The sequence below is a fragment of the Nitrosospira sp. Nsp13 genome, from assembly GCF_900101945.1.
GTDB classification, from domain to species: domain Bacteria; phylum Pseudomonadota; class Gammaproteobacteria; order Burkholderiales; family Nitrosomonadaceae; genus Nitrosospira; species Nitrosospira multiformis_D.
In genome coordinates this window covers 252,209-277,996 of sequence record NZ_FMVD01000002.1, presented here as the reverse complement: position 1 = coordinate 277,996, position 25,788 = coordinate 252,209, and the positions used below count along the sequence as shown (strand labels likewise).

Annotated in this window: 22 protein-coding genes and 1 tRNA gene; 8 read left to right on the top strand and 15 right to left on the bottom strand. The window is 51.3% G+C overall.

Features of this window, described 5'->3' with window-relative positions; translation table 11 throughout:
- The first annotated feature begins 148 nt into the window (after nt 1-148).
- Nucleotides 149-823 carry a hypothetical protein gene (locus BLO43_RS04825; RefSeq protein WP_139149239.1) on the top strand — a complete coding sequence of 225 codons (675 nt, stop codon included), beginning with the start codon at nt 149-151 and terminating at the stop codon, nt 821-823.
- A 540-nt stretch (nt 824-1,363) separates the two neighbouring features.
- Nucleotides 1,364-1,759 (top strand): surface-adhesin E family protein, encoded by a 396-nt coding sequence (locus BLO43_RS04820; RefSeq protein ID WP_090906068.1) that lies wholly within the window; start codon nt 1,364-1,366, stop codon nt 1,757-1,759.
- Nucleotides 1,760-1,773: 14 nt separating this feature from the next.
- Here BLO43_RS04820 and BLO43_RS17235 read toward each other — a convergent pair whose 3' ends face one another.
- From BLO43_RS17235 to rpsU, 7 genes are all read right to left on the bottom strand, one after another.
- Complete coding sequence (locus BLO43_RS17235) at nt 1,774-1,971, bottom strand: helix-turn-helix domain-containing protein (protein ID WP_090906067.1); 198 nt, start codon at nt 1,969-1,971, stop codon at nt 1,774-1,776.
- 2,180 nt (nt 1,972-4,151) lie between these two features.
- Nucleotides 4,152-5,216, bottom strand: coding sequence for a tyrosine-type recombinase/integrase (locus BLO43_RS04800; protein ID WP_090906065.1), 1,065 nt, complete (start codon nt 5,214-5,216; stop codon nt 4,152-4,154).
- Between the two features lie 612 nt (nt 5,217-5,828).
- A tRNA-Ile gene (locus BLO43_RS04795) sits at nt 5,829-5,905 on the bottom strand.
- A 35-nt stretch (nt 5,906-5,940) separates the two neighbouring features.
- A complete protein-coding gene (rpoD, locus tag BLO43_RS04790) occupies nt 5,941-8,160 on the bottom strand; it encodes an RNA polymerase sigma factor RpoD (protein WP_090906064.1) in 2,220 nt (739 codons plus the stop codon).
- A gap of 89 nt (nt 8,161-8,249) precedes the next feature.
- Nucleotides 8,250-10,043, bottom strand: a complete 1,794-nt coding sequence (gene dnaG, locus BLO43_RS04785) for a DNA primase (protein ID WP_090906063.1) — start codon at nt 10,041-10,043, stop codon at nt 8,250-8,252.
- 172 nt (nt 10,044-10,215) lie between these two features.
- Entirely contained in the window at nt 10,216-10,662 is a 447-nt protein-coding gene (locus BLO43_RS04780) for a GatB/YqeY domain-containing protein (protein ID WP_090906062.1), read from the bottom strand.
- Between the two features lie 176 nt (nt 10,663-10,838).
- Nucleotides 10,839-11,051, bottom strand: a complete 213-nt coding sequence (gene rpsU, locus BLO43_RS04775; protein ID WP_004179462.1) for a 30S ribosomal protein S21 — start codon at nt 11,049-11,051, stop codon at nt 10,839-10,841.
- 136 nt (nt 11,052-11,187) lie between these two features.
- On the opposite strand from rpsU, the gene tsaD reads away from it, so the two are divergent.
- A complete protein-coding gene (tsaD, locus tag BLO43_RS04770) occupies nt 11,188-12,234 on the top strand; it encodes a tRNA (adenosine(37)-N6)-threonylcarbamoyltransferase complex transferase subunit TsaD (RefSeq protein WP_090906061.1) in 1,047 nt (348 codons plus the stop codon).
- Nucleotides 12,235-12,247: 13 nt separating this feature from the next.
- On the opposite strand, the gene plsY is transcribed toward tsaD, so the two are convergent.
- The gene (gene plsY / locus BLO43_RS04765; protein WP_090906060.1) at nt 12,248-12,856 is read right to left on the bottom strand and encodes a glycerol-3-phosphate 1-O-acyltransferase PlsY; all 609 of its coding nucleotides are present in this window, start codon (nt 12,854-12,856) and stop codon (nt 12,248-12,250) included.
- 106 nt (nt 12,857-12,962) lie between these two features.
- Here plsY and folB point away from each other — a divergent pair, with 106 nt between their 5' ends.
- A complete protein-coding gene (gene folB / locus BLO43_RS04760; protein ID WP_074633837.1) occupies nt 12,963-13,331 on the top strand; it encodes a dihydroneopterin aldolase in 369 nt (122 codons plus the stop codon).
- Nucleotides 13,332-13,654: 323 nt separating this feature from the next.
- Here the strand turns inward: folB and BLO43_RS04755 are convergent, their stop codons facing one another.
- The 7 genes from BLO43_RS04755 to aroA all read right to left on the bottom strand — a co-directional run bounded on the left by BLO43_RS04755 (nt 13,655) and on the right by aroA (nt 20,154).
- Nucleotides 13,655-14,239, bottom strand: a complete 585-nt coding sequence (locus BLO43_RS04755; RefSeq protein WP_090906059.1) for a CBS domain-containing protein — start codon at nt 14,237-14,239, stop codon at nt 13,655-13,657.
- Nucleotides 14,240-14,636: 397 nt separating this feature from the next.
- Nucleotides 14,637-15,398: an orotidine-5'-phosphate decarboxylase gene (gene pyrF / locus BLO43_RS04745; protein ID WP_090906057.1), complete on the bottom strand. Its 762-nt coding sequence runs from the start codon at nt 15,396-15,398 to the stop codon at nt 14,637-14,639.
- The gene (locus BLO43_RS04740; RefSeq protein ID WP_090906056.1) at nt 15,391-15,648 is read right to left on the bottom strand and encodes a LapA family protein; all 258 of its coding nucleotides are present in this window, start codon (nt 15,646-15,648) and stop codon (nt 15,391-15,393) included. The genes pyrF and BLO43_RS04740 overlap by 8 nt, the downstream gene beginning before the upstream one ends.
- Before the next feature lie 90 nt (nt 15,649-15,738).
- Nucleotides 15,739-16,023 carry an integration host factor subunit beta gene (locus BLO43_RS04735; RefSeq protein ID WP_090906055.1) on the bottom strand — a complete coding sequence of 95 codons (285 nt, stop codon included), beginning with the start codon at nt 16,021-16,023 and terminating at the stop codon, nt 15,739-15,741.
- A gap of 9 nt (nt 16,024-16,032) precedes the next feature.
- Nucleotides 16,033-17,748: a 30S ribosomal protein S1 gene (gene rpsA / locus BLO43_RS04730; RefSeq protein WP_090906054.1), complete on the bottom strand. Its 1,716-nt coding sequence runs from the start codon at nt 17,746-17,748 to the stop codon at nt 16,033-16,035.
- 382 nt (nt 17,749-18,130) lie between these two features.
- On the bottom strand, nt 18,131-18,793 hold the full coding sequence (gene cmk / locus BLO43_RS04725) for a (d)CMP kinase (protein ID WP_090906053.1): 663 nt from the start codon (nt 18,791-18,793) through the stop codon (nt 18,131-18,133).
- 44 nt (nt 18,794-18,837) lie between these two features.
- A complete protein-coding gene (gene aroA, locus BLO43_RS04720) occupies nt 18,838-20,154 on the bottom strand; it encodes a 3-phosphoshikimate 1-carboxyvinyltransferase (protein ID WP_090906104.1) in 1,317 nt (438 codons plus the stop codon).
- A gap of 340 nt (nt 20,155-20,494) precedes the next feature.
- Here aroA and cysK point away from each other — a divergent pair, with 340 nt between their 5' ends.
- From cysK to BLO43_RS04700, 4 genes are all read left to right on the top strand, one after another.
- On the top strand, nt 20,495-21,472 hold the full coding sequence (cysK, locus tag BLO43_RS04715) for a cysteine synthase A (protein ID WP_090906052.1): 978 nt from the start codon (nt 20,495-20,497) through the stop codon (nt 21,470-21,472).
- The gene (gene epsC, locus BLO43_RS04710; RefSeq protein WP_090906051.1) at nt 21,472-22,422 is read left to right on the top strand and encodes a serine O-acetyltransferase EpsC; all 951 of its coding nucleotides are present in this window, start codon (nt 21,472-21,474) and stop codon (nt 22,420-22,422) included. Before cysK ends, epsC begins: the two co-directional genes overlap by 1 nt.
- A 274-nt stretch (nt 22,423-22,696) precedes the next feature.
- Nucleotides 22,697-23,578, top strand: coding sequence for a tetratricopeptide repeat protein (locus tag BLO43_RS04705; protein WP_254773332.1), 882 nt, complete (start codon nt 22,697-22,699; stop codon nt 23,576-23,578).
- A gap of 559 nt (nt 23,579-24,137) precedes the next feature.
- Nucleotides 24,138-25,553 carry a dihydrolipoyl dehydrogenase gene (locus BLO43_RS04700; RefSeq protein ID WP_090906050.1) on the top strand — a complete coding sequence of 472 codons (1,416 nt, stop codon included), beginning with the start codon at nt 24,138-24,140 and terminating at the stop codon, nt 25,551-25,553.
- The last annotated feature ends 235 nt before the right edge of the window (nt 25,554-25,788 follow it).

The following is a 25,788-nucleotide window of genomic DNA, read 5'->3' as shown; positions in this document are numbered from 1 at the left end:
AGTGTCCCACCAATGTCCCACGAGGAGAACGGCGGAAATACCAGTTTCGGATTGAGCGGTTAGCGTTTCAAATGTTATATTGCTATTCCGTAATTACAAGCCACGCCTTGAAGCTATGCCCCTACGTTTTCTGAAGGAGGTCGAAGAAGTGGTCTATCCCGAGGAGCATCTTGCAGACCTCAAGCGGTCAATTCCCTTGATGCTTGCGGCGATGAAACGCGATGGTCTACCAATTGAGAGCGGATTAATCAATGTAGGAAAGGTAGACAAAGAACTCGACGTTGCATTGTTCTTTGCCCACTGGATAACGGAGATCAATGAAATTATTGAGAATCTAAATATCGTACTGATAGATATGCGTGAGCTTTCTAACAATTATGTTCTCCTTAAAGGATCGCCAGAAAAGAGGTACTACCTTCTTGTCCGCACCTATTTCCACGAATTCTATCGATTCAGAGAGTCGTTCAATCGAGTCATAAAAGCAGCAGCAAGCCGCCGCTATATTCAGCCCGATGAGGTTCCAAGAGCGCGCAAAGCGTTTCAATACGCATTTGAGGATACTATCCGAATACGCAACAATCTAGTGCACGGGACTGTATTTTGGAAAGGGGACAAGCATTTTGATTTAACCCTCCTAAGCTCTGCACGCGAGCGAGGCTTCGCAATGCAGTCCTGCCAAACCGGCGAAATTTGGGACATTGGGTCAGTTCTTCAGGATGTTTGTGAGGAAACTGCCGACATCCTTCGTGATGAAGGAAAACGAATGTCTAAAGTTATTCAAGCGATCGTGCGTGAATTGGTTGATGTCATAGCCAAGGTTTAACACGCCATTTATCGCATAGTACGAAAGCAACTGAACCTCGCGCGTACACAAGACGCTAGATTGTTACCTTACACATACGCTACGCACGGTGCCGTCATACGCGTGCATACGTGACTCAAGGCGGTATGTGTTAAAGAACCGTGACGGTAAATTGCGCCTCGCGCACATGCGCACGCGACAGATACTGTGCTAGTTTGATTTTAATCTGCAAGAGTGCGTATCAGGGAATTCCCTTAAAACCTACTATTGATTTCCGTGGAAGTCAGTCCTAGCGCACGTGCCAGCCTTTCATTTGTTCCAGGGTAGGCTAACCCCTTGCCGTGAAAAGATAATGCGCCCGCCACTGGATAGTGCTACGAGAAACCGCATCTCTATAAATGGTTATGTTCGCCGCCTCCGAATATATGAATGAAATCTATATAATAGCGCGTCAGTTACCTCTCGTACGCGCACCCGACAAATACCGTAGCCCGTATGGGCTGAATTAGGTGCTTCAGGTTCGCATGTTAATGTGTCGCTTTCCCTCCGGATCGGCAAAAGATGAAAAAAATACTAATAGTCTTAATGCTGACTATTACTAGCATTGATGTGTTTGCTGAATTAATGCAAGTAACTGAGAGCAAAGATTTAACTTTATATGTATATCCGACAACCATTCGCGCAGTGGGCGCTAAAGTCAAAATGTGGGACTTAACTGACTACAAAAGGGGAATGGAAAGCCACGGCGCAAGCGGTTATTATTGGTCCTCGAAAGCACAGATCGAGTACGATTGCGAAGAAGAGCAGAGCAGGATTCTCACCTTCTCACATTTCAGCGAACCCAAAGGGCAGGGTCGTGTGCTTTATTCACATGAAGAACCCAGCAAGTGGAAACCAATAATGCCTGAGTCCATGGGACAGAATCTTTGGGAAATTGCCTGTGATAAGCGCCAATAGATTCAATTTACGCGCTACCGTTTAAGCAGTCGTGATTTAATCTGGAACAGTTCCCAAAAAGCGGGATGCATTTTACTTTCCCCATATTCCCACTTCTGCCAGGTGTTAAGCGTGCAGTGGACAAGGGAAGCGGCAGCGGCCTGTGTTAGCTCCACCGCTTCACGTGCGGCCTTTATCTCTTTTGGGGGTGGGTTCCCTTCCTTAACGCTCAATAATCCCCCGCTCCGGCTTTAAGCTGTTACTTCTTGCTCGAGTTCTTATTGGCTTCTGCTGTCAGGAATACTACACGCTCCTTCAGGGCGGCTAGCTGTAGAGCAGTTTTTGGTAGCCCTTGTCTTTCTGTGTTCTTTCAATATTAAGTTTGCTGACATCCGGGCCATACATCCCCCATCGATTAGATTATTTACGTGATAAAAAATATGTGCTACAAGTGCTATCTTACATAAGTTATATGTGAATGCAAAAGCGTGAATCAAATATTTTTTGCTGGTTTATCCTCTATCCTCTTTAATTGTTTTAGACGGGCAAGAATGGCACTGTAAGCACACATAGATTGGTATCTCTAAGAAGCACTACGGCTACCGTAGTAGAGAGGGTGTCAAAAAGCCCCTGATAGCTACGCCTACCGTAGTAGCAAAGACGCTTTTTGAGATTCCTTACTACGCCTACCGTAGCTATCCTAACGCTGTTACTACGCCTACCGTAGTAAGCGATGCGTTTTTTGGAGTGATTTTTGGTAGTGGCTCTAGCAGTTTATATGCACCCCTTCTGAACTGTGCGGGTGTGATATCCAATTTACCTTTACAGTCATCTAACGCGAACCAAGTCAATCCATACAACGCGGCTTTGTTTGGTCTAGCTCCCTTCCTTGTTTCGGCTATCAAGCCACGCTCTATTAATTGATGCTTTGCATTGTGTAACGTTTCTTCAGACTTCCACCCCCGGATTCTCATTATTGACCATGCCGCGCATAAGTCCCCGTTATTGCTTCCCTTATACTGTGCGGCTAAGTCCAACAGTAACATCCTGCTATGGGCGCTTAAACCGATAAAGGCGGCGCTGTTAAGCACATCATGGGGAAATGCTACATAACACCCTCCGTCGCGCTTTTCTCGTGCCTCTTTGTATCTATCACGTCCCATTGCTTAACCATCAAGTCTTAAGAGATAGCAATATAAACCCCACGCATCCGTTTCGGACATTGTGGCAAGATCCTCCCCTGCCCCCATGTGAGAATATTGAACACATAGCTCCTGTAATCGTTCTTCCCATGCTTCTCCCTTATTAATGCTTTCCATATTTTTCCTTATTGTTTGCCTCATAAATAGCGCATGACGTTTTAATGTGCTATCATGAAAGGAATAAGGTTATGTGTAACGGCTGTCCAAAACATCGCCATAGAGCGATTATTTCTTCTTACCCTACCTACCCCCTTACCCTTCCTCCGTTCGTGGCTCTGCCGCTGATGGTGAGTGCAAGAAATGGATTATGCTGCGCCCATGTAATCCTGCATCTGTGTACTTACCCAATAAAACGACAGGTTTCTTGAAAATCCATTGCGGAGCATCTCTGGAATCGTCATACAGCGCCGGTTAACTCCAAACTCTCCTGTTTTGTGAAGATCAAATGCTGTCGATGAGTTAAAGAAGTCCCCACAGCTCGAGCATTGCGAGTGTCCGCCGCGTAATCCTGATCGGAACCTATCTCCAGCATCCCATCGCCGGGACGTGCGCCGTTCTATAGTTGTAGCCGCATTCCAGGCTGCCTCCCATGCTGTTTCTGAGGAAGAATTAACCATTGGACTGAGTATCCAGCCACGAGAAGAAGAGTTCTTCATTAATAAGAACACGCCGCCCAACTCTCACTAATGCGTTTTCAAGGCCGTTTCCAGATATTCGTCCATTACTGCTTTCCCTGTTCCTGGCGTAGAAAATTAAGCTGCGTATGCTCCCTTTCGTGAAACAGGGATGTTTGCTACTAAATTGCTCTACCGTTAACATTACAGGCGGAGAAAACCGCCCTTGAGTGTTGACCGGAACAATCGCCCCTGTTATATTACTGCTATGATGTGGCATGTTTATTTTTCCAATAATGAGAGAATAGAAAAACCACTGCGTCGATGTTAATCACCGAAACATTGGTATAGTTTGAACTGATGTGATGTTACTAGAACATCGTATCATACTCCCCAGCAATTCCCGCGTCTGGACAACTATACGATTTACTATGTGCAATTAACGACTTAGGCCCTGTATGTGAAACGCCAAAACAGGTTAAGCTGCTGTTTTATAACACTTATGATCGCACAAGGGGTATTTTACACATCACTAAAAATATATATTTCTTCTTTATCAATTGGTTGTTATTCCTGAACTTCATCTGGCACCATTGACTAACCAAATATTTTGCTATTCATCGACTCAACTACGCGAGCAGTGTGCCCCTCACTCAAGTGAGCATAACGCTTCACCATCTGTAATGTTTTGTGCCCCAATATCTCCGCAATCTCCGCAAGGCTTGCCCCGTTCATAGCAAAGTATGAAGCGGCTGTATGGCGTAAATCGTGAAAGTGGAAGTTCTCTAAATCGGCTTTTTTAACTGCTTTTTCCCACGGTGAGCGTAAATCCATCGGTTTTTGTATTGCTTTATCCTTGGAAGGAAAGAGTAATTTACTGTCTATCCGGCGTACCTTGCTAAGTTCCTTAATCAATTCCAAAGCATGGCCTGTTATCGCTACAGGGCGTCGTTCGCCGTTCTTTGTATCGTGAAGTACCGCACGGCCTTTAACTAAGTCCACTACATCCCAAGTAAGCCCCATGATTTCGCCCTGTCTCATTCCAGTAGAGAGAGCTAGCACCACAACAGGGTAAAGATACGAGTTAGCGGATTCCTTGCACGCCTTTAAGAGGGCTTGGCGTTCTTCATCAGACAGAAAGCGCACGCGCCCTCTCGACTCTCTAGGCTTTGTCACTTTACGCATGGGGCTATCCTCTAACCATCCCCACTCCTTCACGGCTGTAGTGAAGGCTACAGATAGAGCCGCCATGTACCGGTTAACCGTAGCAGCGGAACGGCGCTTGCCGTGATGAGTAATGCCATTAATCAGCTTGTCCCGGTATTGAGCAATCAGCGAGGGTGTTACATCAGCCAGGGAGTAACGACCTATCTCTGCTTTCCACCATCCGAGTTGTGCGGTTTGCTTTTCCTTGCTCTTAGGCTTGGTAGGCAGCACATCCCTAACATAGCGGTCTATCAGTTCACCTAACGTATGGCGTTTAGCTTCTGATGTCTTGAAATGGCGGTTGTTCCTAATTGCTGATTCTGTATCCTGCGCCCACTTGTTTGCATCTGTCTTACGCTCAAACGTGGAAGTCTGCGCAGGGAATCCCTTAATGCGAACCCTAACCCGATAAGAAACCTTGCCATCCTCTGCTACGCGCTTTTCTATAGTCGCCATGTTCGCCTACTCCCAGTGGTATGGAAAATAGCTTACACGATTACTGTTTCAAAGGCAACATGCGATTAATATTCCCCTGTTGTGTCTCATTACATCTCTTATTAACAGTTACTTATTCAAATCATCCGAGATAGCGGGACACTCATGGGACAATTCAGTCCCGAATAAGGGCAAAACTCAGGTTACGGGCAGCAATACATTCCGCCATGCGTCACCAGATCGTCCGCATGGAAGCATCTTTAATCTTAACGTGAATAAGACGCTCACAAGGCTTTTCTACAGGGAAAGAGGCCGGGGGCATTGTCGTCAGGTGGGGGCGGCATGTAAGGTATCCATCGGTACGCGCTTTATCTGGCGTTACTTAACATCCTCGATACAAATTAGGCTTGTCTCGTAAAAAATATTAGTGGCTGAGAGGGCAAACGCTTTTCCTACAGGGAAAGGGGGCCGGGGCTTTGTCGGCGGTTAGGGGGTAGGACTAAGGTATCCATCGGTACGCCGTTGACACACCGTTAACAGACTTTGGGCAAGAAAGGGTGATAGCTATTTGTCCCACCAGTGTCCCACAAAAGAAAAGCACCTAGCCGGGATTGCGCTAAGTGCTTGTTTTAATGGTGGGTCTGACTGGACTCGAACCAGTGACCAAGGGATTATGAGTCCCCTGCTCTAACCAACTGAGCTACAGACCCTATTCAAACACTAAAACGGAACAACCGAAGGCCGATCAGCCTTCGGTATCCAGAAAACTGCGTAGACGTTCAGAACGTGAAGGATGCCGCAATTTACGTAGCGCCTTGGCTTCAATCTGCCGAATGCGCTCACGCGTCACGTCGAATTGTTTGCCCACCTCCTCCAACGTGTGATCGGTATTCATTTCGATACCGAAACGCATACGCAGTACTTTTGCTTCACGCGGCGTCAGGGAATCCAGTATATCCTTGGTAACATCCCGCAGGCTGGCGTAGACCGCGGCGTCCGCAGGCGCCATGGTAGCTGAATCCTCGATAAAATCGCCCAGATGGGAATCCTCGTCGTCGCCAATAGGCGTCTCCATGGAGATCGGCTCCTTGGAAATCTTGAGGATCTTGCGGATTTTCTCTTCCGGCATTTCCATTTTTTGTGCCAACAGCGCCGGCTCCGGCTCCTGTCCGGTTTCCTGTAGAATCTGGCGCGAAATACGATTCATCTTGTTGATGGTTTCGATCATGTGCACCGGAATACGGATGGTGCGCGCTTGATCAGCGATGGAGCGAGTGATGGCCTGACGAATCCACCAGGTAGCGTACGTCGAAAACTTGTAACCCCGCCGATATTCAAATTTATCCACCGCTTTCATGAGCCCGATATTACCTTCCTGTATGAGATCAAGGAATTGCAGTCCGCGGTTGGTATACTTTTTGGCAATGGAAATCACCAGCCGCAAGTTGGCTTCGGTCATTTCGCGTTTGGCGCGGCGTGCCTTGGCCTCTCCGGTGGACATGCGCCGGTTGATTTCCTTGAGGTCTTTAAGCGGGATACCGACCCGTTTCTGCAGCGTCAGCAAGTTCTCCTGCTGTTCAAGGATGGCCGGCTGGTAACGTCCCAGCGTCTGACTATACGGCTTGCCAACCGCGAGTTCCTGTGCCACCCAGTCAAAATTACTCTCGTTACCTGGAAAGCCTTTGATAAAGTGATTACGCGGCATACCCGCCTTGGTCACGCATAGCTCCATGATCTTGCGCTCGTAGCCGCGCATTTCATCTACCAGGCCACGCTGAGTATCACAGAGCTTCTCAACCATTTTTGCGGAGAAGCGAATGGCCATCAATTCGGCTGAAATATTCTCCTGCAGGTCCTTATACGCCTTGTTGGTGGATCCCTTTTTTTCCAGCGCTTTCTGCATCTCGACATACGCCTGCTGAATCACCGCAAAACGCTCCAGCGCGTCATTCTTCAGCTTGAGTAAATTAGCGCTTGCTATCGCGGCGACATCTTCATCTTCCGTATTCTCCGCGCCCAATTCCTGCTCCAGCGTTTCGTCGGAGATTTCCTCGCTGACCATTTCCTGATCATTCGGGTCCAGCAATCCGTCCACCAATTCGTCAATGCGCATCTCATCCCGCGCCACCTTGTCGGCGAGATCAAGTATTCCGGCGATAGTGGTTGGGCAGGCGGAAATTGCCTGGATCATATGCTTCAATCCATCTTCGATACGCTTTGCAATTTCGATTTCGCTCTCGCGTGTGAGCAATTCCACCGAGCCCATTTCCCGCATATACATGCGTACCGGATCGGTGGTACGGCCAAACTCGGAATCCACGGTGGAAAGCGCCGCCTCGGCTTCTTCCACCACGTCCTCATCGGCTACCGTAGGCGCGGTTTCGGACATCAACAGTGTTTCCGCGTCGGGCGCCTCATCATAAACAGAGATGCCCACATCATTGATCATGCTGATGATGTTTTCGATCTGCTCGGCATCCAGCATATCATCGGGAAGATGATCGTTGATCTCGGCATAAGTCAGATAGCCACGCTCCTTGCCCTGCACGATAAGGTTCTTCAGGCGCATGCGCCGCGCCTCAATGTCTTGCGGTGCGAGCGTGGTTTTCTCGACGTCTTTCGCCTGATTCTTGCCTTCCTTTATCGCCTTGGCTCTAGCTATTTTCGCGGTAAGCAAATTGGACTCCGTGGCCGCCAGCACCGCCTTCTCGATCTCTGTCACGCGGCCCGGTGCTTTAGCGGATAATTTCGCAACGGTCGTAATTTTTTCTTCCAACGCTTCCGCAGTCGCTTTTAGCGGCGATTTTGCCGTTTCCTTCAGCGGCTTCGTAACGGACTGGCTTGTTTCCCTTTTTCTCGCCACCTTGACTTTGTCGGCGGAATGACTCACAGCCGCGGCTTCTGAAGCCGCCGCCTTCGATTTTGTTCTTACCGTCACCTTGGCTTGCGTTTTCGCTTTTACCATGTCGATTCCCAGAAATAGTACGGCTGGTTGAGACCTAAAAATTTTTCGATTATATCAAAATTTTGTTAACGCTGTTCGGCTTATCACTTTCACGATACAGCCAATCGCTGGAGTTCCTGCTTTTCCTCGGGGGTAAGCATGCTCAAGGGCTTGTTATGTAACCTTGTCATGCGTTGTTTACGTTGCATTTCCCGCAAGCGCGCCAGTGCACCGGAAAATTCCGCCTCCAGATCGATGTTGTTGTCCCACGCAAGTGTTTCGCTTTCGGCTTTTTGCAGCAGCACACGATGGGGGCTATCGTGAAAATATGTGATCGCCGAAGGTATTGCCGTGTCTTTTCCAAGATGGGGGTGAGTATCGATAAATTCAACCAGTGCTGACAGCGCTGCTATTTCTTCAGCATATTCCCGGCTTTCCACGAGCAGCGCTCTATCCAGCTTCCGAACATAGCCAGGATCGTATAACAATATTTGTATCAGCCAACGGCAGGGCGAAGCAGGCTGTGGCCGCGGCGCTCTTTCACGAAACGGAGAGGATGAAACGCGCCTGATCTTTAATAAATCCTCCAACTCCCTTTGGGTGGTGCCGCTGATCTCCGCCAATTGCTTTAACAGCATGAGTGCCAACCCTGGAGCCGTAACCCGCGCCAGCAGGGGCTTTGTATCCTGCACCAGTTTGGCGCGGCCTTCGCTGGTTGTCAGGTCGACACGTGCTGACAATTCCCTGAACAGAAAAACGGACAGCGGCAATGCTTGTTTGAGTAATCCCTCAAAAGCTTCCTTGCCGAAATTGCGGACATAACTGTCGGGATCCTCACCCTCAGGCAAAAAGAGGAAACCGATGTTCTTACCATCCAGAAACTGTGCAAGACTGTCTTCCAGTGCACGCCATGCCGCTTTCCTGCCCGCATTATCTCCATCGAAACAAAACACCACATTGTCAGTCTGGCGCAAAAGCTTTTGTATGTGAAACGACGTAGTAGCGGTACCCAGGGCAGCCACAGCATATTCGATGCCATGCTGCGAAAGCGCCACGACATCCATATACCCCTCTACCATGACCACTCGTCCTGCCTCGCGAATCGGCCTGCGCGCAGCAAAGAGGTTGTAGAGCTCGCGGCCCTTCTGAAACAGGGGTGTTTCGGGAGAATTGAGATATTTGGGCTCACCCTGTTCCAGCACCCGTCCGCCGAAACCGACGATTCTTCCCTTGAGGTCAAGAATGGGAAACATGATGCGGTCACGGAACCGGTCATAATGTTTGCCATCATCACTCTTGATGACCAACCCGGCCTCCACCAGCAGATTTGTCTGTGCTTTCGCCACGTAATCAGGAAATGCCGCGTCCAGGTTTCGCCAACCGGCCGGAGCATAGCCAACGGCAAAACGGGCAGCCGTCTCACCCGTCAAACCGCGCTTTTTCAGATAAGCAACGGCGCTTTCTGAATGCTTGAGCTGTTCCCGGTAAAACCGCGCGGCAACATTCATTACCTCAAGCAAATCCTGGAAAGAACCTTCTGTCCCGTGGGTTTTGTCTGGCGTTGCGCTTGACGGGGATTCGGATCCGGGTGCTCGGCGAAAAGATTCAGGTTCCTGAGCGGGCACTTGCATTCCGACGCGCGCTGCGAGGTCATTTATTGCTTCGACAAAATTCATGCCACCATACTCCATCACGAAGCCGATGGCGCTTCCGTGCGCGCCACAACCAAAACAGTGATAAAACTGCTTGGTGGACGTTACCGTGAATGAAGGCGTTTTTTCACTGTGGAACGGGCAGCAGGCGGTGTAATTTGAGCCGGCCTTTCTGAGCGGCACGTCGCGTTCAATGACATCTACGATATCTACGCGGTTGAGCAAATCCTGAATGAATGATTGTGAGATCATTTATAGCGGATAAACCAATAATATCCCAGACGGCGTGCGAATCAGGAAAACCTGATCACACGATTTTCATTATAGGATGTTTTCTGAAAATGCAAGGGAACACGTTCCCCATACCGGCATATCCGCAAACAGGATGATGTGACTATACCGCTCACGACAACGCACCGAAATATCAGCTAAGGAGCTTTGTTCTGACCAGTGCGGATACTTTACCCATGTCAGCCCGCCCGGAAAGCCTGGGCTTGAGCACCGCCATCACCCGCCCCATGTCCTGCTGCCCTTTCGCTCCAGTGGCTAAAATCGCGTCGGTTACAGCGCCTTCCACTTCAGCGTCGCTTAATGCTTCAGGCATATAACCCCGCAGTACATCAACCTCATATTTCTCCGCATCGGCTAAATCCTGACGATTTGCAGCCTCGTATTGCGTAATAGAATCGCTACGCTGTTTGAGCATCTTTTCTATCACTGCAACGACCGCAGCGTCATCCAGCACAATGCGCTCGTCCACTTCGCGCTGCTTGATCGCGGCCTGCAACAACCGGATAGCATCGCGCCGCCTGGTGTCGCCTGCGCGCATTGCGGCTTTCATGTCCTCAGTGATTTGTTGCTTCAGATTCACAATAGAGATATTTGCCTATTTGCCAGAAACCCGTCGATTAAATCGCATATTGCATCAAGTATTGCCAGTTAATGATTCGGCCAGCAAAACCATGAGCTTATGAAACTGATATCCCTCTCGCAATCAATCCGTGATGGCATGAAAGATCCATAGATAATTTTTATGACTAACTTTAACTAATAAAGTTTCGGGGGGAGCAACTGACTGCGCAGGCGTTTGTAGGTACGTTTAACCGCGGCGGCGAGCTTGCGCTTGCGTTCAGCGGTGGGCTTTTCGTAGAATTCCCTGGCACGTAATTCAGTGAGCAAACCGGTTTTTTCTATGGTACGCTTGAAACGACGCATGGCGACTTCAAATGGCTCGTTTTCCTTGACTTTAATGGTGGTCATGAAGATGTAGTCCCCTTCCTTGAAATGTAAATAATTGGATAAATGGCGTGTAATGAATAGTGGAACGGATACAAAGCTCGCCATTATATAGCAGTACGTAATTCTGTTGTAAAAGACTAATTTTTCTCACACTCCATTGCTTGTACTTGGCATTGAAACTTCCTGCGACGAAACCGGCATTGCGCTCTACCACACGAAGCGCGGACTGCTGAGTCACGCGCTTTATTCGCAAACGGAAATGCACGGCGAGTATGGCGGCGTGGTGCCGGAGCTTGCCTCACGCGACCATATCCGGCGAGTATTACCACTCATCAGACAAGTCCTGGCGGCGGCCAGTCTCGATCTGCGGGACATCGATGCAATCGCGTACACCAGGGGACCGGGATTGGCTGGGGCACTGCTGGTAGGGGCGAGTATTGCTGCAGCCCTGGGTTTCGCGCTGAAAATTCCGGTGCTGGGTATTCATCACCTTGAAGGGCATCTCCTGTCTCCGCTTTTATCCACCCCCGCGCCAGATTTTCCGTTTGTGGCGCTGCTGGTGTCGGGTGGCCATACCCAGTTGATGGAAGTGAGCGGCCTGGGGCAATACACGCTACTAGGCGAAACCGTGGACGATGCGGCGGGAGAAGCTTTTGATAAGACCGCGAAACTGCTGGGGCTGGGTTATCCCGGCGGACCGGCATTATCGAAACTCGCCGATGAATTCTCCAGCTCGAATCAACAGAAACGCTTCAAACTTCCCCGCCCCATGCTCCATAGCGGCGACCTCAATTTCAGTTTCAGCGGTCTGAAAACCGCCGTGCTGACCCTGACAAATAAACACGAAATGACTGAGCAAACCAGGGGCGGCATTGCCCTGGCTTTTCAGGAGGCTGTGGTAGACGTACTGACGGGAAAATCATTGGCGGCGCTGGTAAAAACCGGCTTGACTCAACTGGTGGTCGCAGGCGGGGTAGGCGCCAACCGTCAATTACGTAGAAACCTCTGCCGTGACGCCGAGAAAATAGGCGCCACAGTTTTTTTTCCTGAGCTCGAATTTTGTACCGATAACGGCGCCATGATCGCATTCGCGGGGGCGATGCGATTGCAGTCGCCAGGCACCCGGAATCAAAAGCCGGATGACACCTTTACCATAAAGGCGCGATGGGATCTGGAAATTCAGGGCATGTCGCCGGAGGCTTAAACCGGATACCCAGTCAAGGGGTACCACGCGTACCGATACGGGTTTCTTTGCCTGCAATCAGGCTCGCGATATTCGACTTGTGCCGCCAGATGATTACCAGGGACATGATAAGAACGGCAAGAGTGCTTGCTTCGAAACCCAAAAAAAATAGTGCATAAATCGGCGCAAGCCCCGCCGCGACCAAAGCAGCCAGCGATGACATGCGCCAGATTACCGCGACCAAAATCCAGATGGCAATGGCCGATAACCCCATCCACGGATTGAGTCCCAATAAGACGCCAACGGCGGTCGCTACGCCTTTCCCTCCCTTGAACCGTAGGAATATCGGGAATATATGGCCCAAAAATACCGCCAGCGCTACTGCGGCAATCGCTTTATCATCCCCCCCGGCAGCAGGCATGAAATGTTGCGCCCATGCCACCGCCACCCAGCCTTTGCCGGCATCGCCCAGTAGCGTGAATGCCGCCGCCGCTTTCTTCCCGCTGCGCAGAACATTGGTTGCTCCGGGGTTCTTCGAGCCATACATGCGAGGATCGGGCAACTGAAATATCCAGCTCGCCAACACTCCAAAGGAGATGGATCCCAGCAAATAAGCCAGTGGTATAAGAACCATCAACGTCATGTCATTAGCGTCATCTTTGCAAATAGAATAAAATCCCAGGCTGATTTTACGTGAAAAACCTGCTTCCGCGACACGTTCCGGAAGCGCTTTAATTCCCTCCTAGATAATGGACATTATTTTCCTGCAGGAACTCAAGGTCAAAACATTGATTGGCATTTATCCGTGGGAACGCAATATCGCGCAGACCATCCAGCTCGACCTGGAAGTTGCGATGCCTACGAGCCGGGCCTGCCAAACAGACAATTTCGAGGATGCGCTGGATTACGCCTTTATTGTCCAACGTATCAATGAAACCTTGTCACAAAAACATTTCTCTCTGCTGGAGGCCTTGGCTGAGCACATCGCACAAATTATCCTGAAAGAATTTAAATCGCCGTGGGTCAAGGTCAGCGTGGCGAAGCTCAGTGCGATACGCGGCGTAAAGAAATTGGGAGTGTGTATTGAGCGCCGGTCAGAGACGGACTCATATATTTGAACCATGGCGTGGAATTTACCCACCGAACATAATAAGAACGAGGAGGCGGGTCTTCTCGGAGGGATTGAACTGACGGCCAGGCCTTGGGGGATCTATTCAGAAATTCCTCGGCAATTGCCAAGATCCGAAATTAAGTCCGTGCAACCGCAAGCATCGAATCTCAATCGAAATTGGGTCAAATAAACAACCCGCCCCCAAGGAACGGGTTGTTACTCATCATGCTTGTTCGGTCTACAACGCCGCAAACCGCGGAGATTTGACCCAAAGAGATCCATCTTGACCACGTACCTGCACCCCCTTGAAAATGCGATACCCACTCACGATCAATGCATCAATGTAGTCTCGATCTCGGTAAACGTTTTAGCAACTTCCGTGGATGGAATGGAGGTACCCAATTGCTTCTCGATTTGCGTCAGTGAAAAAATACCACACACCGCCGGCTTGCCATCAGTGTCATTCTCCATTACCAGGGTATGTTGCCGGCCGGTATCCAGCAGGCTGGCGATAACATCGCCAACCCGAGCGTGGTGAATTTCCTCAATGGGGATCGCTTCCAACCGGTCGAGCGGAGTCATGATATCGGAAACCAGAATCTCATTGTGCTTCATTCTCCGCTCCTGAATAAAACGGAGCGGCTTCTCACCGAGAATATCGGTTGCGGTGATTAAACCATTGAGGGCTTGATCCTGATCTAATACCAGCAGGGAACGTATACCGCGCTGTATCATATATGTGTTTGCTGATTCCATCGTCATATGTAATTCGATTACCGCAGCATGGATATGCCGCAGATCGGTCATCACATCAAGGGCAGGAGATGTTAGCGTGACAGATTTTGGCGGAACGGGGCGAGTTACCCGCACAGCACCCGTCAGGCGCTGTGCGGGAAGGACGTGATAATCGGGCATGGTATTGTCCTCCAGCATGGGTGAATGGGGATACGCTCGAAATTAGAAGAATTGAATTTCAAGCATCCCTTATTAACTTTACGCTCAACGGGATGATGGGTCAATACAATATATGCGGACGCCAACTACCCCTAACTACCCGATACTATGGGAAATTACGCAATCGGAAGCCGATAGACCCGAGATCGTTTTCGAAGAAAAAACAGGTCCCATTGAGACTACTATCATTTACAATCCGCAGTATTATTGCCCGGCTAGCAGCCTGTCGGACCTGAAGGGTCGAAACGGAAAGGTAACTGGGCGAGAACAGATTTTTGACGATCTTGAAAGCCAGTAGCGGTGAAATATGAACAGATCCTAGCTTTTGCAGCCGATCTTCTTCAAGCTCGGCGGACTGCTAAATTTTGAACCCGGTCCTTCCCTCAATTTCATGATTCAATTGCCGTAACATGGATACCGGGTCTGCCGACTGCGTGATGGGCCTGCCGATAACCAGGTAATCCGCGCCGTTGTCGACCGCCTGCCGCGGCGTTGCTACCCGTTTCTGCTCATCCATGGAAGCATCGATAGGACGGATTCCCGGAGTGACCAGACAAAAACTCCTGCTCGTGATTTGCCTGAGCCGCGGCGCTTCCTGGGCGGAGCATACGACTCCATCCAGTCCGCAATCATTTGCCAGCAGCGCCAGCCGCTGTACGACATCCTGTGGATCCCCATTCAAGCCGATCTCATTCAGGTCACTGCGCTCCATGCTGGTAAGCAGAGTCACAGCGATAAGCTTGGCCGTTCCCGTTGGTACCGCCTGCCGGGCAGCGGATAGCATTCTTCTTCCACCCAGAGCGTGGATGTTCATCATCCATACTCCCAGGCCTGCCGCGGCCTTGCATGCATTTGCCACGGTGCTTGGAATATCGTGAAATTTCAAATCCAGGAAAACTTCGAAACCTTTACTCATTATTTCAGCCACCACCCGTGGCCCGGCGGCGGTAAAAAGCTCCTTGCCCACCTTTACCCGGCACGATCCCGGTTCAAGCCTGTCCGTAAGAGCCAGCGCCTGTTTTGCGTCAGGAAAATCCAGCGCAACGATAATGCGAGGATCACCCGTGCGATCAACGCTGTTACTCACTAAATTACGAGTCAGTGTTCCGTGTTTATCCATGCTCATCCAGCGAGGGATATTTTTTCCTGAATGCCGCAATTTCCCGTCTTTGCCTGGATATCTTACCGAGGCAGGGCAGAATACCGATGGCCATCCCGAGAGCAAAAAATAATAATATTACCAGCACAAGGGACGCCTGCCATTCGTAGCCAAAATAATAACGCAGCGTCACCGTTTCAGCATTTCTTACGGCAAAGCCAAGCAGCAATAGAAACAGAACAATACGCAGGAACCATATCAGATAACGCATGATCCTAATCCTAAATCCCCGCAGCAAGTCTAAAAAAAGCGGCAGGTCTCGCGACCTGCCGCCATTATACGCATCTACATCTTACGATTTTTAGTTCTTGTGATCGACCCGCTCACGCATTTCCTTCCCTGCCTTGAAATGAGGAACATACTTCTCCGGAACACGCACTTTTTCTCCGGATTTCGGGTTGCGTCCGATACGTGGCGGCCGATAGTTCAGATCGAAGCTGCCAAATCCACGAATTTCAATGCGCTGCCCCTGTGACAGACTCTTGGCCATGGCATCAAGTATCACCTTGACCGCAAGCTCGGCATCCTTCGCCACTAACTGCGGATAACGGGCTGCAAGCTTTGAGATCAATTCGGACTTTGTCATGGGCAATCCCTATTGTTCAGTATTTTTGACATCCATCTTGGCTTTAAGCAGTGCACCCAGACTGGTGGTTCCGGCATTGACGGAGCTGTCGCTGGTAACTTTCTGCATGGCATCGGATTCCTCCGACATGTCCTTGGCCTTGATGGAAAGATTAATACCCCGGTTCTTGCGATCAACATTAATAATCATCGCCTCAACCGTATCGCCCTCTTTCAAGTGGGTACGAATATCCTCAACCCGGTCACGTGATACTTCCGATGCGCGCAGATAACCTTCCACATCGTTTTCCAGCGCGATCACCGCACCCTTGGCATCAATTGACTTGACGGTACCCTTGACGATACTGTTCTTGTCATTTACCGAGACAAAGCTGTTGAATGGATCACCTTCCATCTGCTTGATACCCAGCGAAATACGTTCGCGTTCGACATCAATAGACAGTACCATCGCCTCAACCTCATCGCCTTTCTTGTAATTACGTACCGCCTCTTCGCCAGGCTGATTCCACGACAGGTCGGACAAATGCACTAATCCATCTATACCGCCTTGCAATCCGATGAACACGCCAAAATCCGTAATGGATTTAATTTGCCCGCGCACTTTATCGCTTTTTTGATGATTCATGGCAAAGTCATCCCAAGGATTCACCTTGCATTGCTTCATACCCAGCGAAATACGTCTGCGTTCCTCGTCGATTTCAAGAATCATCACTTCGACTTCGTCACCCAGTTGCACCACCTTGGATGGATACACATTCTTGTTGGTCCAATCCATTTCAGACACATGCACCAGCCCTTCAATACCCTGTTCGATTTCAACAAACGCGCCATAATCCGTCAGATTACTGACTTTGCCGAATAGACGGGTATTTTGCGGATAACGCCGGGAGAGCCCGACCCATGGATCTTCGCTCAACTGCTTCATACCCAGTGAAACGCGGTTTTTCTCCTGATCAAATTTGAGCACCTTGGCGGTTACCTCATCGCCGACATTGATGACTTCGGATGGATGTTTCACCCGCCGCCATGCAAGATCCGTGATATACAACAGGCCATCTATACCGCCCAGATCCACGAACGCGCCGTAATCGGTAATATTCTTGACAATACCTTTGACCACTGCGCCTTCCGCCAGATTTGCGAGCAACGACTGACGATCCGCACCCTGGCTTTCTTCCAGAACCGCGCGACGCGATACCACTACATTGTTCCGCTTGCGGTCAAGTTTGATAACCTTGAATTCCATTTCCTTGTTTTCGTACGGCGTGGTGTCTTTGACCGGCCGGATATCCACCAGCGATCCCGGCAGAAAAGCGCGGATGCCATTAATCATGGCGGTCAGGCCACCCTTGACTTTACCGCTTACCAGGCCGCATACAATAGCGCCACTTTCCATGGCGGCTTCCAGGTCATGCCAGGCCGTCAGGCGCTTGGCCTTGTCGCGCGACAGGCGGGTCTCGCCATATCCATCTTCAAGCGCTTCGATTGCAACACTAACGAAATCACCAGGTTTAACTTCGATTTCGCCTTTGTCATTCTTGAATTCTTCAACAGGAATAAAACTTTCCGATTTGAGCCCGGCGTTCACGACAACGATATTGTAGTCAACCCGGACAACCTCGGCGGTGATGACTTCACCGACCCGCATCTCCTGGCGGGAAAGACTTTCTTCAAATAGCGCCGCAAAACTTTCGGGGGAATCTGTAGCGGAGGAAGCGATGGCCATTATAAAAAATACCTGATTTGAGATCCCGTCAAACAAGAATTTGACGGGGTAAGTAGGTTAATAATAACTGCCTGAATGCAAAATCCACTCTCTTGCCGTTTATCAAAGAGGGTGATGCGGCAGCACCGGGTCGACTATCGAGAACTATGTTTCCTTTGATACACTAAAAATCCTGATTTTGTGCAAATATCATTACTACAATAACAATTCCGTTATATCTCAGGATGTTGCTGCGTCAGCTTTTATATTTTATTTGCCGGCTTACTCCAGTCTTCTGCGCCGGTTCGGTCCCAAACTTATTGAACCCAATTATTTTATGAACGAACTGGCAGTGAGCTTGAGCTTTCCCGAAATCCTGGAATTTCCAGAGGCACCTCTCCGCTTAAATTTCAGCGTATTGCCTGAGTATACAATCCACCGCCTGTTCGATATCGAGCGAAGTCGTATCCAATAAACTTGTACCCTCACCCTGTTGCAAGGGCGCCACACTACGACCGCTGTCACGCGCGTCGCGCTCCCGCAGATCCTGCAAAAGGGTGGAGATATTAGCATCTATCCCTTTTTCCATCAACTGTTTATACCGCCGCTGTGCGCGTATTTCCGCACTCGCGGTAAGAAATATTTTGAGAGCGGCATCAGGAAACACCACGGAGCCCATGTCGCGGCCATCCGCCACCAGGCCGGGAAACTGGCGAAATGCGCGCTGCCGCTCCAAAAGCGCCACTCTAACCCGCGGATAAGCGGCAATTCTGGAGGCCGCGTTGCTGCATGCTTCCGCGCGGATCGCATCGGTAACATTTTCGCTCTCCAGCCAGATTTCCGCATCTTCAAAAACAACATCGAGCCGGGCGGCAATATCGCTCAGAACATGCTCATCCGCCAGGTCGGCGTCCGATCGCATTGCTGACAATGCCACCAAACGATAAAGCGCGCCGCTGTCGAGATAATGGAACCCAAGCTTCCCCGCAACGCGTTGCGCAACCGTGCCCTTGCCGGACGCGGAAGGACCATCAATCGCGATAACCGGGATGTCATTAATAACCATAAAAGAACCTCGATAAAGTTTCCATTTCCATTTGTCTACCCAAGTCAGGCTCTGACTATTGCCGCGAATTTTTCGAAATAATCGGGAAATGTCTTGGTTACGCAGCCGGGGTCGTTTATCCGCAGCGGAACACCCAGTGATGCCAACGAGAAGCACATGGCCATACGGTGATCGTCATACGTATCAACGATCGCGTGCGCGGCAAGATTCCCATCCGGCGGCGGCGTGACGCGCAGAAAATCCGGCCCCTCCTCCACCACGGCACCGAATTTGCGAAGCTCTCGCGCCATTGCCGCAAGACGGTCGGTTTCCTTCACCCGCCAACTGGCGATATTCCGAAGCGTGGTGGTACCCTTTGCGAACAACGCCACTACTGCAAGCGTCATGGCGGCATCGGGAATATGATTACAGTCAAGATCAATCGCCCGCAGATCACCGGATTCCGGTGCACCAGCCTCAATCCAATCGTATCCCCGCCTGATACAGGCTCCCATTTTTTCCAGGGCTTCAGCAAAACGGATATCCCCCTGAAGGCTTCCATGTCCTATTCCTTCCACTCTTACCGGGCCGGTACCGACAACACCCGCGGCGAGAAAATATGAAGCGGAGGAGGCATCCCCTTCAACAAATATTTCCCCCGGACTGCAATAGCGCTGTCCTCCAGTCAGTGAGAAATGGCGCCATTCTTCATGCTCAACATGTACGCCGAAACGACCCATCAGGGCAATGGTCAGTTCGATATAAGGCCGCGAGATCAACTCTCCCTTCACCGTTATCGCCGGTGTTTCACCCTTAACCGGCGCAAACAGGGGCAATGCCATCAGCAACCCGGTCAGAAACTGACTGGATACATCGCCCTTAACGGTTATCGCGCTAATCCGAATCCGGGCCGGTTGGATTTGCAGTGGTGGAAAACCTTCTTCACCGAGATAAGTGATCTCCGCACCCACCTGACGTAATGCATCCACCAGATCTCCGATGGGCCGCTCATGCATGCGCGATGTGCCCGATAACCGGTAACATCCCTGTGCCAGCGCCAGTACGGCGGTCAATGGACGGAAAACCGTGCCTGCATTACCCAGAAATAAATCCGCCTCATTGACCGGGAAACGCAAGGGAAGCTGTCCACCGATACCTTGGACACGATAATCACTCCCATCGATCTGAACGATGGTTACGCCCAAGGTCTGCAGTGCATCCAGCATCCGTGCCGTATCATCGGAGGCAAGCAAATTACGTATATGGGTCACGCCATTTGCCAGCGCGGCAAGCAGCAGAATACGATTGGAAATGCTCTTGGAGCCAGGCAGGCGCACCACGCCTTCAGCGGACTTAACCACCGGGAGATCAAGAAACTTCATATCATGCTTCGCGGGTAAGATCATCTACCGCCAGAAGATTCTGTGTTTGACATTTGTCAGCTACTTCCTTTTTAGATTCCGTACATACAATGCAGGCTCACTTCTGGTTTCCAATATCGCGGTATCGTTATCCGCACCAAGTTTGAATAAAACCGTATGTTGGCCGAAAGCCTGCTGAAAGAAGGCAGAAACCTGACAAGAAAGTTCGCTATTATAATCAACTCTGGAAGGTTTCCCCGGTTTTCCCTTTTCCGGTTGCTAAAGCCTGTCGGACTTGAAGAATCGAAGCGAAAAATTGACTGGGCAAAACTCGGCAACCCGTACTGAAGGAAGTCTCAAAATGCCACATTGGTTCAAAGATAACTCGCAATCCATCGGACACACGCCACTGATCCGGCTTAACCGCATCACCGATGGCGCCCCGGCGACGGTGCTGGCCAAGATCGAAGGACGTAACCCTGCTTATTCCGTAAAATGCCGCATCGGGACGGCAATGATCGAGGATGCGGAAGCTCGTGAACTGCTCGGTCCTGGAAAAGAACTGGTGGAGCCGACCAGCGGTAACACCGGTATTGCACTGGCATTCGTTGCTGCCGCGCGCGGCCTGCCACTGACCTTGACCATGCCGGAAACCATGAGCCTGGAACGTCGCAAACTGCTCGCCGCTTATGGCGCAAAACTGATCCTGACGGAAGGTGCGCGCGGTATGAAAGGCGCTGTAGCGAAAGCTGAGGAAATTGTCGCCTCCGATCCCAGCCGGTTCGTGTTACTTCAGCAATTCACCAACCCCGCCAATCCGGCCATCCATGAGCGAACCACTGGACCGGAAATCTGGAACGACACCGATGGCGCCGTTGATATTTTTGTTTCCGGTGTAGGCACAGGCGGTACCATAACCGGTGTTTCACGCTACATCAAAAAGACAAGGGGAAAAGCAATCATTTCGGTCGCGGTCGAGCCATCCGCCAGCCCGGTACTCACCCAGCAACGCGCCGGTGAACCGCTCAAGCCCGGACCGCACAAGATTCCTGGAATTGGAGCGGGCTTTGTCCCGGAAAACGTGGAACTCTCGCTAGTGGATGAAATCGAGCAGGTCAGCAATGAGGAAGCCATACACTACGCGCGCCGCCTTGCACGTGAGGAAGGCATTATTTCCGGAGTTTCGTGCGGCGCCGCTGTAGCGGTTGCGGCACGCTATGCCCAGCGTCCAGAAAATTTGGGTAAAACGATCGTCGTTATCCTGCCGGATTCCGGAGAACGTTACCTGAGCTCCATCCTCTTCGAGGATGTGTTTGATACGCGAGGGCTGACGGCATAATGGCAGAGTTCAAAAAAACGGAGCACTCATCATTGAAAGGGACAGGTTTGGAAATTGACACGGTTGTGGCCGAGTTACGCACCCTACGTGAGAAATCGCTGGAAAACCGGCAAAGACGGGATAGACCACCCAAGCTTCCTTCCCGCAAGGTACTGGTTGGCATCGCGGATGGATTGAGCGCCGTGCTGTTTCCTCACCGCCTTGGCTTGCCGGAACTCACTAATCAGAGTGTCGATTATTACGTTGGTCACATGCTGGATGTGACACTCCGGGATTTACTGGTGCAAGTGCGCCGTGAACTGCGCTTTGCATCCGGTCTCGACGCTACAAGCAATGCGGATCGCGAGCAGGCCGCCGCCATTACCCAGGCGTTTGCCGAACGGTTGCCGCATATACGCAGTTTGCTAGAGAGCGATATTCAGGCAGCTTACGAGGGGGATCCGGCCGCACGAAGCATCGACGAAATACTGGTTTGCTATCCCGGATTTACCGCTATCACGCATTATCGGCTCGCCCATGAATTGCACTCTCTTGGCGCGCCATTGATTGCTCGCATGATTTCCGAGATCGCTCATTCCGCCACCGGCATCGAGATCCATCCAGGTGCGCAGATTGGCGGCAGTTTTTTCATTGACCATGGCACCGGCGTCGTCATCGGTGAAACCGCCATCATTGGCGAACACGTACGGCTATATCAGGCGGTGACTCTCGGCGCCAAGCGCTTTCCAGTCGATGAACATGGCTCACTGGTAAAGGGCAATCTACGGCATCCCATTGTCGAAGATGATGTGGTCATCTATGCTGGCGCCACCATTCTGGGCCGCATTACCATCGGCCGTGGCTCGACCATCGGCGGCAACGTCTGGCTCACGCGCAGCGTTCCTCCTGGCAGTAACATCTCACAGGCGCAGATACGCAATGAGGTATTCGACGGAGGCGCCGGGATCTAACCGATATCGCATCGCCGTTGCTAACCGCTGACTTCTTCTTTGGCAATCGAATCCTAAATAGCACTTCAACAATAAGCGGTGCCCCTGCGACGACACCCAATTTTGATCTTATCTTCGAAAGGATTGATAGAATTTCAGGACAGCGCCTGGCACCCTCAAGGCACCAGGCGTTTCCTCGCCGGGTTGACGCCCGGCAGGTCAATACCTAGACTGTATGGAAAGTTAAGCAATATCTGTCATTTTCGAGCATAACCGTAGAACAACAAGAGATATTATGTACGCGAAATGCATTAAGTGCGGAAGCGAGAAGACGCACAGCTCTCGTGTGCGTCCAGGTGAACGAACCCTGGAAAGATTGTTTCTCAAACCCATGCGCTGCCGCGAATGCAAAGAACGCTTCTGGGTGCGAAACCCCAATGCGTATATCGCAGCGGGGGCAACCCTGGCGATAAGCGGACTGTTTATTGGTGCGGTTTGGTTGATCATATCAGCCAATATGGCTGATGGGTACATCGCGACGGAAACTGAATCGGAGCAGCCTGCCGTTTCTGAAGCTGCTAAACTTTATCGCGATCCCTTGACACAACAGGACGCAAGGAATACCGATAACAACAAGTCCTCTGACCGTAAAATAATCCCTGACGCACAGCCGGCAACGTCCAGTGCACAGAAGCTTGCCGATGATCACTATTTCAGAGTGCGGTTGTATCAGGAAAACGCGGAAAAGGGAGATAGCGATGCGCAATACAAACTTGGGTTGTTATATCTCACCGGGAATGGTGCCCTGCAGGATTTCGACGAAGCTGCCAGATGGCTTAAATTGGCTGCAGAACAAGGCTATGCGCTTGCACAGTATGAGCTGGGCCTGATTTATCGTACCGGCCATGGTTTCGCTATTGATCCGGTAAAGAGCTACATGTGGCTGAATCTTGCGGCCGCAGCCGGCATCCAGCAGGCTGTGACGGCTCGGGATGAGGTTATGAGATCTCTCAGCGCCAAGCAACTTGCGCAGGCACAAAAGATTTCTCGTGAGTGGCTCGCCTCACGACCCAAATCCGAACCATACGTGCCGGAAGCTGCAGGCATGAAAAATAAAGTATCCCCCGCCAGTCCCGCCAGTGAGCCGGATGCCGCATTCTCCGGCCAGACCGAGTAAAGGGCATTACCGGAAGCTGAACTAGGCGGACAGCGTTTTGGGTGCAGGCAAGACGAATAACGCGGAATAATGTACGGGCGAAGCAGCGCCTTTCGGAAGAAGGTGTAACCCGTAGCGAGCGTCCATGGAACCTGAGCGCGGTCACGGCATCCCCAATGCTACTCGACCCCGCTTCGCGGAGCCCTGCATACGACGCCTCCGGGGGGCGCCTCCGGGGGCACTTCCAAGGCGGGGAACAACGTAGCCGTGTGCGCAAAGACCATGCAATCCGCCCGCAGCGAACTCACAAAAAGGGTGAAGTCAAATGTCGCAAAAAGTTTTTGGAAGTCATGGTACCGAGCTTAACAAATTGAGTGAAAATGAGCGATCAGCCGCCCCATTCAGGCTGAACTAAAGAAGAACTCCCATGGAAAAACTTTCGCCCGGATCAGCAAAACCAATCCCACCATGACCGACTGAGAACCTGACCCTGTCAGGCTCAATCCTGACAGAAATTGTGAATTTCTGGAAACCTGGATCAGATCTTTCGACATAAAACCTCACTACCGGAGAAATCACCATGAGTGAAATATTCGATGTCATCATTATCGGTGGCGGTACTGCAGGGCTTGCTGCCCTGCGGGAAGTGAAAAAGCGCACCCATAATTTTGCCCTCATCAACGACGGGCCATGGGGAACGATCTGCGCCCGGGTGGGCTGCATGCCTTCCAAGTTACTCATCGAGGCGGCAAATGCCTTCCACCATCGCGGCACCTTCGAGGAATTCGGTATCCGGGGCGCCGGCGGTCTCACACTCGATATCGCCGCCGCGCTGCGACGCGTACGCCGGTTGCGTGACGATTTTGTCGCCAGTACACTAAAAGCTACCGATACCCTGGGTAAGCGCGCCATTTCCGGCCGTGCGCGCCTGCTTGACGCTGGCAGACTGGAGGTAAACGGACGAGAACTCCGGGCGCGCAACATTATCATCGCCACCGGATCGCGCCCGATCGTACCGGCCTCCTGGCGCACGCTGGGCAAACAATTACTGACTACAGATACATTGTTCGAACAGGAGTCCTTGCCTTCACGCATGGCGGTGGTCGGCATGGGTCCCATCGGCGTCGAGATGGCGCAAGCACTTTCCCGGCTTGGCGTGGAAGTGACGGCATTTGGTGAAAACAACACCATTGCCGGATTAAGCGATCCGCAAATCAATGCTGTTGCGCGAGAGCTTTTGGGACGTGAATTTCCTTTGTATCTGGGGGAGAAAGCTGACCTGGACGCTGTAGGCAACGGTGTGCGGGTAAAATCAGGAGCTACGGAAGTTGTCGTCGACTGTGTGCTTGTCGCCTTGGGCCGTCGCCCCAATATCAACGGCATCGGGCTTGAGACGCTGGGTGTGGAACTGAACGGTCAAGGCTTGCCGCCGGTTGATCCCCACACCATGCAAGTGGCCGATCTGCCGGTTTTCATGGCTGGTGACGCCAATCAGCAGATACCCCTGTTGCACGAGGCGGCCGATGGAGGACACATAGCCGGGATCAACGCCACTCGCTCCACTCCGGTTTATTTTACACGCCGGACACCGCTTGCAATAGTTTTTGCCGATCCCGGTATCGCGACAGTAGGCAGCGGCTTCCAGGCGCTCAATGGCAAAAAGACACTATCGGGCGAAGTGCGCTTCGAACACCAGGGCCGTGCCCGCGCCGGTCAGCGCAACAAGGGTATCATGCACCTCTATGCGGAGCCGGAAAGCGGCCGGCTGCTCGGTGCCGAGATGTGCGCGCCCGCCGGCGAGCATATGGCACACCTGTTGGCGCTGGCCATTGATCGTTCGCTGACGGTGCAAGACCTGCTGCGGCTTCCGTTTTACCACCCGGTTCTGGAGGAAGGTCTTCGCACCGCCTTGCGCGATCTGGCGGCACAACTTCCCCCCTGCGGCGAATCCGACCTCGCCGCCTGTGACGCATTCAATGCCGACGCACTGGATTGATTGGACTTTACTTGATTTGATCCAGTCGCAACCGAACCGTACCGGCGCATGTTGATGAACAGTCCGATAAAAATAAGCATAGCGCCAACGCCAAAGTCCGCAACGCCGAACAGAAATTCCTCATCCATGCGCAGGAAGCCATGATCGATTTGCTCGTGCGCGTGACCACAATGGGTGTGGAAACGATGCATATAACAAAGGCGATGAAGCAGGCGGCACGATGATTATCGGACGG

Excerpts from the sequence above, each read along its gene's own strand:
- BLO43_RS04740 (WP_090906056.1), bottom strand. The coding sequence starts at position 15,648 with ATGCGTTATCTGATATGGTTCCTGCGTATTGTTCTGTTTCTATTGCTG.
- BLO43_RS04820 (WP_090906068.1), top strand. The coding sequence starts at position 1,364 with ATGAAAAAAATACTAATAGTCTTAATGCTGACTATTACTAGCATTGAT.
- cmk (WP_090906053.1), bottom strand. The coding sequence starts at position 18,793 with ATGGTTATTAATGACATCCCGGTTATCGCGATTGATGGTCCTTCCGCG.
- folB (WP_074633837.1), top strand. The coding sequence starts at position 12,963 with ATGGACATTATTTTCCTGCAGGAACTCAAGGTCAAAACATTGATTGGC.
- BLO43_RS04735 (WP_090906055.1), bottom strand. The coding sequence starts at position 16,023 with ATGACAAAGTCCGAATTGATCTCAAAGCTTGCAGCCCGTTATCCGCAG.
- BLO43_RS04800 (WP_090906065.1), bottom strand. The coding sequence starts at position 5,216 with ATGGCGACTATAGAAAAGCGCGTAGCAGAGGATGGCAAGGTTTCTTAT.
- cysK (WP_090906052.1), top strand. The coding sequence starts at position 20,495 with ATGCCACATTGGTTCAAAGATAACTCGCAATCCATCGGACACACGCCA.
- rpoD (WP_090906064.1), bottom strand. The coding sequence starts at position 8,160 with ATGGTAAAAGCGAAAACGCAAGCCAAGGTGACGGTAAGAACAAAATCG.
- plsY (WP_090906060.1), bottom strand. The coding sequence starts at position 12,856 with ATGACGTTGATGGTTCTTATACCACTGGCTTATTTGCTGGGATCCATC.
- BLO43_RS04700 (WP_090906050.1), top strand. The coding sequence starts at position 24,138 with ATGAGTGAAATATTCGATGTCATCATTATCGGTGGCGGTACTGCAGGG.
- rpsA (WP_090906054.1), bottom strand. The coding sequence starts at position 17,748 with ATGGCCATCGCTTCCTCCGCTACAGATTCCCCCGAAAGTTTTGCGGCG.
- rpsU (WP_004179462.1), bottom strand. The coding sequence starts at position 11,051 with ATGACCACCATTAAAGTCAAGGAAAACGAGCCATTTGAAGTCGCCATG.
- pyrF (WP_090906057.1), bottom strand. The coding sequence starts at position 15,398 with ATGGATAAACACGGAACACTGACTCGTAATTTAGTGAGTAACAGCGTT.
- BLO43_RS04705 (WP_254773332.1), top strand. The coding sequence starts at position 22,697 with ATGTACGCGAAATGCATTAAGTGCGGAAGCGAGAAGACGCACAGCTCT.
- epsC (WP_090906051.1), top strand. The coding sequence starts at position 21,472 with ATGGCAGAGTTCAAAAAAACGGAGCACTCATCATTGAAAGGGACAGGT.
- aroA (WP_090906104.1), bottom strand. The coding sequence starts at position 20,154 with ATGAAGTTTCTTGATCTCCCGGTGGTTAAGTCCGCTGAAGGCGTGGTG.
- dnaG (WP_090906063.1), bottom strand. The coding sequence starts at position 10,043 with ATGATCTCACAATCATTCATTCAGGATTTGCTCAACCGCGTAGATATC.
- BLO43_RS04755 (WP_090906059.1), bottom strand. The coding sequence starts at position 14,239 with ATGCCCGATTATCACGTCCTTCCCGCACAGCGCCTGACGGGTGCTGTG.